Here is a 275-nt window from a genome sequence, read left to right on the forward strand (position 1 = left end):
ATCATCCGCCCCTTGTCTAAGACGACGATCTTGCCGGCAACCACAGATAGTGCTGTGTCGGTGAGAGATGACCACGATGGTTTTGCCGGCGCGGCGCAAGTCCTCAACCAGCCGCTCGAACCACACGGCGACTGCCAAATACTTCCTTGATGCAGGTGAGGGGCAGCCTCACGCGGTTGCTGCGCCTGAAGCGAAGGAGATCGCCCAGCGCAAGGCGAACCCGCTTTCTCGACACCTGCACAACCTCAAGCAGCCTCGCCAGAGCCGTCAGGGCT

1 protein-coding gene is annotated in these 275 nt (G+C 61.1%); it reads left to right on the plus strand.

Features of this window, described 5'->3' with window-relative positions; translation table 11 throughout:
- Nucleotides 1-67: 67 nt before the first annotated feature.
- The coding region (locus QSV46_RS39670; protein ID WP_314964087.1) for a hypothetical protein at nucleotides 68-275 on the plus strand (208 nt) is incomplete at its 3' end.

Origin of the sequence: Bradyrhizobium cosmicum (assembly GCF_032290525.1) — a bacterium.
GTDB lineage: Bacteria > Pseudomonadota > Alphaproteobacteria > Rhizobiales > Xanthobacteraceae > Bradyrhizobium > Bradyrhizobium cosmicum_A.